This is a genomic window from Nocardioides sp., from assembly GCF_035429765.1.
In the GTDB taxonomy this organism is placed as follows: Bacteria; Actinomycetota; Actinomycetes; order Propionibacteriales; family Nocardioidaceae; genus Nocardioides.
Map to the genome: position 1 here is coordinate 1 of NZ_DAOMFK010000166.1, position 7,065 is coordinate 7,065.

General features: G+C 73.7%; 5 protein-coding genes and 1 pseudogene. 3 read left to right on the plus strand and 3 right to left on the minus strand.

All coding sequences use genetic code 11. The features are described from left to right. The first annotated feature begins 90 nt into the window (after positions 1-90). Positions 91-1,068, plus strand: a complete 978-nt coding sequence (locus tag PLP61_RS13245; protein ID WP_324503207.1) for a hypothetical protein — start codon at positions 91-93, stop codon at positions 1,066-1,068. A 98-nt stretch (positions 1,069-1,166) separates the two neighbouring features. On the opposite strand, the gene PLP61_RS13250 is transcribed toward PLP61_RS13245, so the two are convergent. After that, entirely contained in the window at positions 1,167-1,697 is a 531-nt protein-coding gene (locus PLP61_RS13250) for a GNAT family N-acetyltransferase (RefSeq protein WP_324503208.1), read from the minus strand. A 190-nt stretch (positions 1,698-1,887) separates the two neighbouring features. Here PLP61_RS13250 and PLP61_RS13255 point away from each other — a divergent pair, with 190 nt between their 5' ends. Then, positions 1,888-4,062, plus strand: coding sequence for a helix-turn-helix transcriptional regulator (locus PLP61_RS13255; RefSeq protein ID WP_324503210.1), 2,175 nt, complete (start codon positions 1,888-1,890; stop codon positions 4,060-4,062). A gap of 8 nt (positions 4,063-4,070) precedes the next feature. Here PLP61_RS13255 and PLP61_RS13260 read toward each other — a convergent pair whose 3' ends face one another. Together PLP61_RS13260 and PLP61_RS13265 are read right to left on the minus strand one after the other, a co-directional pair. Then, positions 4,071-4,853, minus strand: coding sequence for a potassium channel family protein (locus tag PLP61_RS13260; RefSeq protein ID WP_324503211.1), 783 nt, complete (start codon positions 4,851-4,853; stop codon positions 4,071-4,073). A gap of 34 nt (positions 4,854-4,887) precedes the next feature. After that, positions 4,888-6,333, minus strand: coding sequence for a DUF2252 domain-containing protein (locus PLP61_RS13265; protein WP_324503212.1), 1,446 nt, complete (start codon positions 6,331-6,333; stop codon positions 4,888-4,890). A gap of 169 nt (positions 6,334-6,502) precedes the next feature. Here PLP61_RS13265 and PLP61_RS13270 point away from each other — a divergent pair. Then, positions 6,503-7,065: pseudogene (locus PLP61_RS13270) on the plus strand (hypothetical protein); the annotation flags it as partial.

Below are 7,065 nucleotides of genomic sequence, written 5' to 3' on the forward strand. Positions count from 1 at the left end.
CGGCGCGCACAGGGGCCCTCCGCGGGTGGCCCGTCCACAGACCGGGTGGAGCAGAGCCCGCTCGGGTGGCGGCGGGCCGACGATCGGGCGATGGACCCCACGCTCCCGGGCTCACGGCTGGCCCTGGCCCGGACCCTCGAGCAGCAGTCGGGGGTGATCTCGCGTCGCCAGGTGCTCGAGGCCGGCGGCGGACCTGCCGACCTCGAGCGGATGCTGCGCCGCCGGGAGCTGGTCAGGCTGCTGCCCGGCGTCTACCTCGACCACACCGGCGAACCGACGTGGACGCAGCTGGCGTGGGCCGGGGTGCTCTACCACTGGCCGGCCGCGCTCGCGGAGGGCTCGGCGCTCCGGGCAGCCGCCGGCGGCTCGTGGCCCGCGAGCACGGAGCCGATCGTGCTCGCGGTGCCCCAGGACCGGCACGTCGAGCCCCCCGCGGGCTACCGCGTGACGCGGCCCAGCCGGTTCGAGCAGCGGGTGCTGTGGAACACCGGACCGCCGCGGATCCGCGTTGAGGAGGCCGTGCTCGACGAGGCGGCCCGGGTGTGCTCGGACCTCGACGCGGTCGCCGTGCTCACCAGGGTCTGCCAGCAGCGGCTCACCACGGCGGGCCGGATCACCACCGCCCTGCAGGGCCGCGGCCGGATCCGCCGCCGTCCGTGGCTCAGCGCGGTGCTGGCCGACATCGCCGCCGGGACCTGCTCGACCCTCGAGCACGGCTACCTCACCTACGTGGAGCGGCCGCACGGGCTGCCCCCTGCCCAGCGCCAGGCGCCGGCGAGCGCGCGGAGCGGAGCGGCGTACCGCGACGCGCTCTACACGGCGTACTCCCTGGTCGTCGAGCTCGACGGGCGGGCCTTCCACGAGGGGCCCGAGCAGCACGATCGCGACCTGGACCGGGACCTGGACGCCCTGGTGGACGGCCAGGTCACGGTGCGCCTGGGCTGGGGCCAGGTGTTCGGGCGAAGCTGCCTGACCGCCGTCCGGGTCGGGGCCCTGCTCGGCCAGCGGGGCTGGACCGGATCGGCGCGACCCTGCGCCCCGGGTTGCCCCGCCGGCCCCTTCCCCTGACTACTGGTGCGTACGACGCGCCTGGTACGTCGTACGCACCAGTAGTCAGGGCGCCGGGCGGGCGGGCGGCGGCGCGGCGAGACGCCGCGGCAGCGGGGCTACCCGGCGAGGTCGATCCAGTAGCGCCGCAGGTAGCCGAGCGGCGTGTGCCGCGTGTCCTCCAGGACGCCGCTGTGCCGCTCGATCGTGCGCGCCGAGGCGAGGTTGGTGTCCGCGCAGGTGAGCAGCACCCGGCTCAGCCCGCGGCTCCTCGCGACCCCCAGCACCTCCCCCAGCGCCCAGGTCGCCAGCCCCCGGCGCCGCGCCGACGGCCGGATGCCGTACCCGATGTGACCTCCCGCGTCGAGCAGGAAGTCGTTGAGCCGGTGCCGCAGCGAGATCGCGCCGAGCACGGTGTCGTCCTCGACGAGCCACCAGTACGTCGCGTGCACCTTGCCGTTCTCCGGGGGCACCGACTCGTCGGCCTCTCGTTCGAGCCGCGCCACCCAGGACGCGAACCCCGCCACGGTGTCGACGTCGTCGTTCTCGCGCAGCCCCGAGCCGTCCTGGTGAACCCCTCGCCCCCACTCCTCGCGGGACTCCAGCCAGGCGTCACGGAGCGCGGTGCTCGGAGGGACCAGCTCGACCATGCCCCAGAGCCTGGCACGCCTACCCACCCGGACTCCAGCGGTTCGTCGTCGGCCACCGGAGTGTCCTCACCCAGCGAGCCGACCGGCTAGGATGACCGGCCGACCGGTCCTTGTCTCGGGTGCAGGGCGCGAAGGCGGTGAGACCATAGGGACCAACGACCAGACCCCCTCCGGCTTCCCGCGACGCTGGGTGGAGCGCAAGCGCCTGCTCGACCACCTCGCGCAGGCAGGCCCGGTACCGATCGTGGTGGTCAGCGCCCCAGCCGGCTCGGGCAAGACGACCCTGATGGAGCAGTGGGTCCGCAAGGAGACCCGGCCGGTGCACACCCTGCGACTGGCCGCCCACCTCGACGAGCCGGCGGCGCTGGCCGAGGCTCTCATCGACGCTTTCGAGGCCTTCGGCCCACCGGCGCCGGACACCCGGCAGGTCGCGACCGCCGCCGAGCCGACCTTCTCGGCGGTGCTGCTTCCCGCGATGACCCGGCTGGCCGCCTCGCGGAGTACGCCGTACCTGCTCGTGCTCGACGACCTCCACGCGATCTCGGACGCCGGCTGCCTCGCTCTGGTCCAGACCGTCTGCGACGCGGTGCCGCCGGGCTCGCAGGTCGCGCTGGCCTGCCGCCGGACCACCCCGGCCTGGCTCGCCCGCGCCCGCACCGAAGGACGCCTCCTCGAGCTGGGGCCCGCCGACCTGGCCTTCGACCTCGACGAGGGAGCGCGCCTGGTGCTGGACCAGGGGATCACCCTCTCCGACGAGCAGGTGGCCGAGGTGGTCGACCACACCGAGGGCTGGGCGGTGGGCGTCTACCTCAGCGCGCTCGCCCTCCAGGGCCGCGACCCGCACGCCGTCGCCCGCGCGGCCCGGCTGCCGGGTTCGCACAGGTTCGTCGTGGACTACCTCCGCTCCGAGGCGCTCACCCAGCTGGACGAGGAGGAGCGGGACTTCCTGACCAGGGCGTCGGTCCTCGAGGAGTTCACCGGGCCGGTGTGCGACGCGGTGCTCGAGCGCACCGGCTCCGCCCGGCTGCTCCGAAGCCTGCACGAGAAGCTGCTGCTCGTCGTCCCGCTGGACGACGTGGGGCACCGGTTCCGCCTCCACCACCTGCTGGCCGAGGCGCTGCACGACGCGCTGGAGGCCGACGAGCCGGAGTCGGCTCCCGGACTCCACCGCCGGGCCGCCCTCTGGTTCGCCGGGCACGGGGACGTGGACGCCGCGGTCCGGCACGCCAAGGCGTGCGGCGACCCGCACCTGCTCGGCGAGATCGTCTGGCCCCACGTCGCCTGGTGCGTGAGCAGCGAGCACCCCGATCGGCTGCGCAGCTGGCTCGCCGGACTCACCGAGGACCAGGTCGCGGCCGACCCCTGGCTGGCGCTCGCCGCCGCCTGGTCCGCGGCCCAGTCGGCCGAGGTCGACAGCATGAACCGCTGGCTGCGCACCGCCGAGAGCCTCGCCGGCCCGGGATGGCGGGAGCGTGCCGCCAGCGAGGAGTACGCCGCGAGCGTGGCCGTCCTGCGGGGGCTGGTCTGCACGGGCGGTCCGGCCGAGACCGTGACCCTGTGCACCCGGGCGGCCTCCGGGCTCCCCGCGGACTCCCCGATGCAGGCGCCGGCGGCGAGCCTCCGCGGGATCACCCAGACGCTGCTGCGGGACACCGAGAGCGGCTACGCCAGTCTCGAGCAGGCAGTGCTGCTGTCGCGGGCGCTGCACGTGCCGGTTGTCGAGGCCGACGCGCTGGCCTGGCAGGGGCTGCTGCTGATCCTGCAGGGTGACTGGGAAGGCGGGTCCCGCCAGATCCTCGAGGCCGGTGAGTGGGTGGTCAGCCAGCGGCTGGACCGGCTCGCCACGGCGGCGCACCCCATCTCCGCCCTCGCCCTGGTGCAAGCCGCCCGGCACGATCCCGAGGCCGCACTGACCGTGCAGACCGCACGACGCGGCATCGAGGCGGCCCGGGGTCTCGCCCCGTGGTTCGCCGTCACCGGGCGCCTGGTGCTGGCGCGGGCGGCAGCCCTGCTCGGCGACGGGCCGCTGGCCCGCTCGCTCATCTCCGAGGCCAGGCTCCTGTTCACCCCCGACCTGAGCGGCTCGCTGGCCGAAGAGCTGCTGGAGGCCGGCGAGGAGGCGTTGCACTCGCTCGCCGTCGAGGGGTTCGCGGCGAGCACCCTCACCCCGGCGGAGCTGCGGGTGCTGGGGTTCCTGCCCAGCCACCTGACGATCCCGCAGATCGGTGAGCGGCTGCACCTGTCCCCGCACACGGTCAAGACGCAGGCGCTGGCGGTCTACCGCAAGCTGGGGGTCTCCTCGCGGTCCGCCGCCGTGGAGCGCGCGCGCTCCCTCGGCCTGGTGGAGGCTGCGGTCCGCGACTGAGGGGGCGCTCAGCCCCGGTCGGTCCGCTCCGGGGGACGCTCGGGCTCGCCGAGGGGCGGGGCGAAGTCCCACCCGGCGCCGGGCTGCCGAGCCCAGCGGGGGCGCCAGGCGGTGACGATCTTGGCGACCACCGCAGCCAGGAAGAACTGCCCCATCACCATCTCCACGATCGCCAGCGTCTGCCCCTCCGAGGCGGCAGGCACCAGGTTGCCGTAGCCGGTGGTCGTGAGCGTCACGAAGCTGAAGAACAGGAAGTCCGACATCGGGTGCGTGCCGCCGCCGCTGAAGAACGCAACGTCCTGGACGCGCTCGATGGTGCGGTAGATGTAGGCGTACTCCATGCCGATGATCAGGTAGGCGGTCAGCGCGGCCAGGAACGTCTGCCCGTCCACGTCCGCACGCGTGAAGATGTGCCGCAGGATGACCACCGGCAGCAGGGCGAACAGCACGACGTTGAACAGGTACAGACCCGCCAGCAGCCACTTGCTCTCCGCCCACAGCCCACCCAGCAGCAGGCTGAACACCAGCACCGACGCCACCAGGACGCCGATTCCGGCGGCGTGCCGGATCCTGCGCGACTGCGAGACGCTGAGCACGACGTACCCGGTGACCAGCTGCAGCAGCACGATCACCGCGCCCGCGGCGAGGGAGTCCGAGACGGTCAGCGTCTGCAGGTAGGTGAGGACGACCAGAGTCAGCGCCAGGCCGTAGCGGTTGGAGGCGGAGAAGCGACGCCGGCCGGCCTCCTCCTGCGCCGGGGGAACTCGTCCACCCAGGTCGTGGTCGCTCACGTCCCCGCCCTCCTGACCTGTGGACGACGCGGCCTCAGACGCCCTCGGTCGCGTCCAGCCGCCCGGACCGGACCGCCTCGACGAACGCAGCGTAGTCCTGCTCGTTCTGGTCGGCGTAGCGGCCGGAGAAGTCGGCGACCGCTTCCTCGAACGCGTCGTCCTCGCCCAGGTACGCCGCGATCGCAGCCGGGTCCCCCGACCGCGCGTGCGCCCGAGCGAGCGTCCAGCCGCACACGCCGGCGTAGAACTCCAGTGCGGGTGGAGGCATCCGCTCGACGTCGGTCGACCCCTTCATGTCACGCAGCTGGCGCCAGTAGTAGAAGCGCCCGGCGTCCTCGCCCGTGGTCCAGCCCAGGAAGATGTCACTGGCCGCCTGCATCAGGCGCTGGCCGTGGACCACCCGGGCCCCCGCCACGGGGTACCGGCTGGGCGGCAGGTGGTCCTCCAGCACCGACCGGGTCGCCTCCTTGACCTGCAGGAACAGCGGGTCCAGGTCGTCGCGGCCACGCAGCAGCACGATGAAGGCGCGGGTGCCGACGCTGCCCACCCCGACGACCTTGCGGGCCCAGTCCACCACCTCGTAGCGCTCCAGGAGCTGTCGCCGGTCCTCCTGGAGGGTGGCGCGGTACCGCTCGAACTGGCGGTGGATGACCTCTTCCAGCATCCCCGGGGAGGCTTCCATCCCCGCGGAGGCGCCGTAGAGGTCCCCGAGCTCGCGGCTCGGCACGACCACCGGCGGCTGGCTGACGATCCGGTAGGAGCCGTCCACGGTCTCGGTCAGCTTGGCCAGCGCCTGCAGGCTGTCCCGGCTCCGTGCCTTGCGGGTGGACTTCCTGCTTCGCTTCTCGAGTTTGCGCGCCAGCTTCTGGTCCGGCGCCTGGGCGACGGCCTCCTTGACGGCCCGGTCCAGGTCCTCCTCCGCCAGGTGCGCGTACCACACCTCCAGCGTCCGCATGCCGGCGAACCGGGCCATCGCCTCTCGGTAGGCGCGTACCCCCACCACCGTGGCCTCACGCCCCTCGGCCGGGGTGAATCCGTTGTGGCGGGCGGCGATCGTGAAGCTGGCCGCCATCCGTTTGACGTCGTACTCGAAGGGGCCCGGAAGGGTCTCGTCGAAGTCGTTGAGGTCGAAGACCAGCCTGCGCTCCGGGGAGGCGTAGACCCCGAAGTTCGACAGGTGCGCGTCGCCGCAGAGCTGCGCGTCCAGGCCGGCCACCGGCGTACCGGCCAGGTCGGAGGCCATGATCTTGGCCGCACCCCGGTAGAAGGTGAAGGGCGAGACCATCATCCGGCCGTGCCTGAGGGGCACCAGGTCGGGGTCGCGGGTGTGGTTCTGCGACTCCAGCAGGCCTACCGGGTCGGGCCGACCGTTCTCTGGCGTCCAGTGCGCGTGCGCCGCCGGGGGGACCGCCTGCCGGGCGGCCAGCCCGCGGGCGGTGCGCTCCTCCACGGACAACCGAACGGGGCTCTTCTCCGCCATGTGCTCTGCTCCTCCCACGGCCGGCGACGGGAGATGCCTGGGCCGACCCAGGTCCCGTGCGCCTACTCCACCGCGAACGCCGCGGCCCGTCGTCGCCCTCTTCGGGTGATCCGGGAGAAGATTGGCCGAACGCCTGCGGGAAGGGGCTGCGCCGCCGTAATTTTGGCGCATGAGTGACCGCCCCGGAGATCCCTCGAGCACGGCCTTCGACCTCTTCGACCGCTGGATGACCAACCGGGAGCAGCCGTTCCAGGGGGTGGCCACCTCCCCCGACGACGTGGTCATCGCCGACACCAAGGCCAGTCGTGAGGCCGCGCGCCGACTCCTCGAGGCCGCTGAGCGCGCCCAGGCGGAGGCGGAGGCGACTCCGGAGCCGGTCGCGGTCGAGCAGGAGCCCGTCGCGGTCGAGCCGGAGCCCGTCGCCGTCGCCGTCGAGCCGGAGCCCGAGCCCGTCGCCGTCGAACCCGAGCCGGACCCCGTCGCCGTCGTCCTGGAGCCCGAGGCGCAGCCCGTCGCCGTCGAGCCAGAGCCTGTCGCCGTCGAGACCGAGCCTCAGCCCGTCGAGGTCGAACCCGAGCCCGTCGCCATCGACCCAGAGACCGAGCCCGTCGCCATCGACCCGGACCCCGAGCCCCTCGCCATCGACCCGGACCCCGAGCCCCTCGCCGTCGAACCGGAACCAGAGCCCGGCGCCGTCGAACCGGAACCAGAGCCCGTCGCCGTCGAACCGGA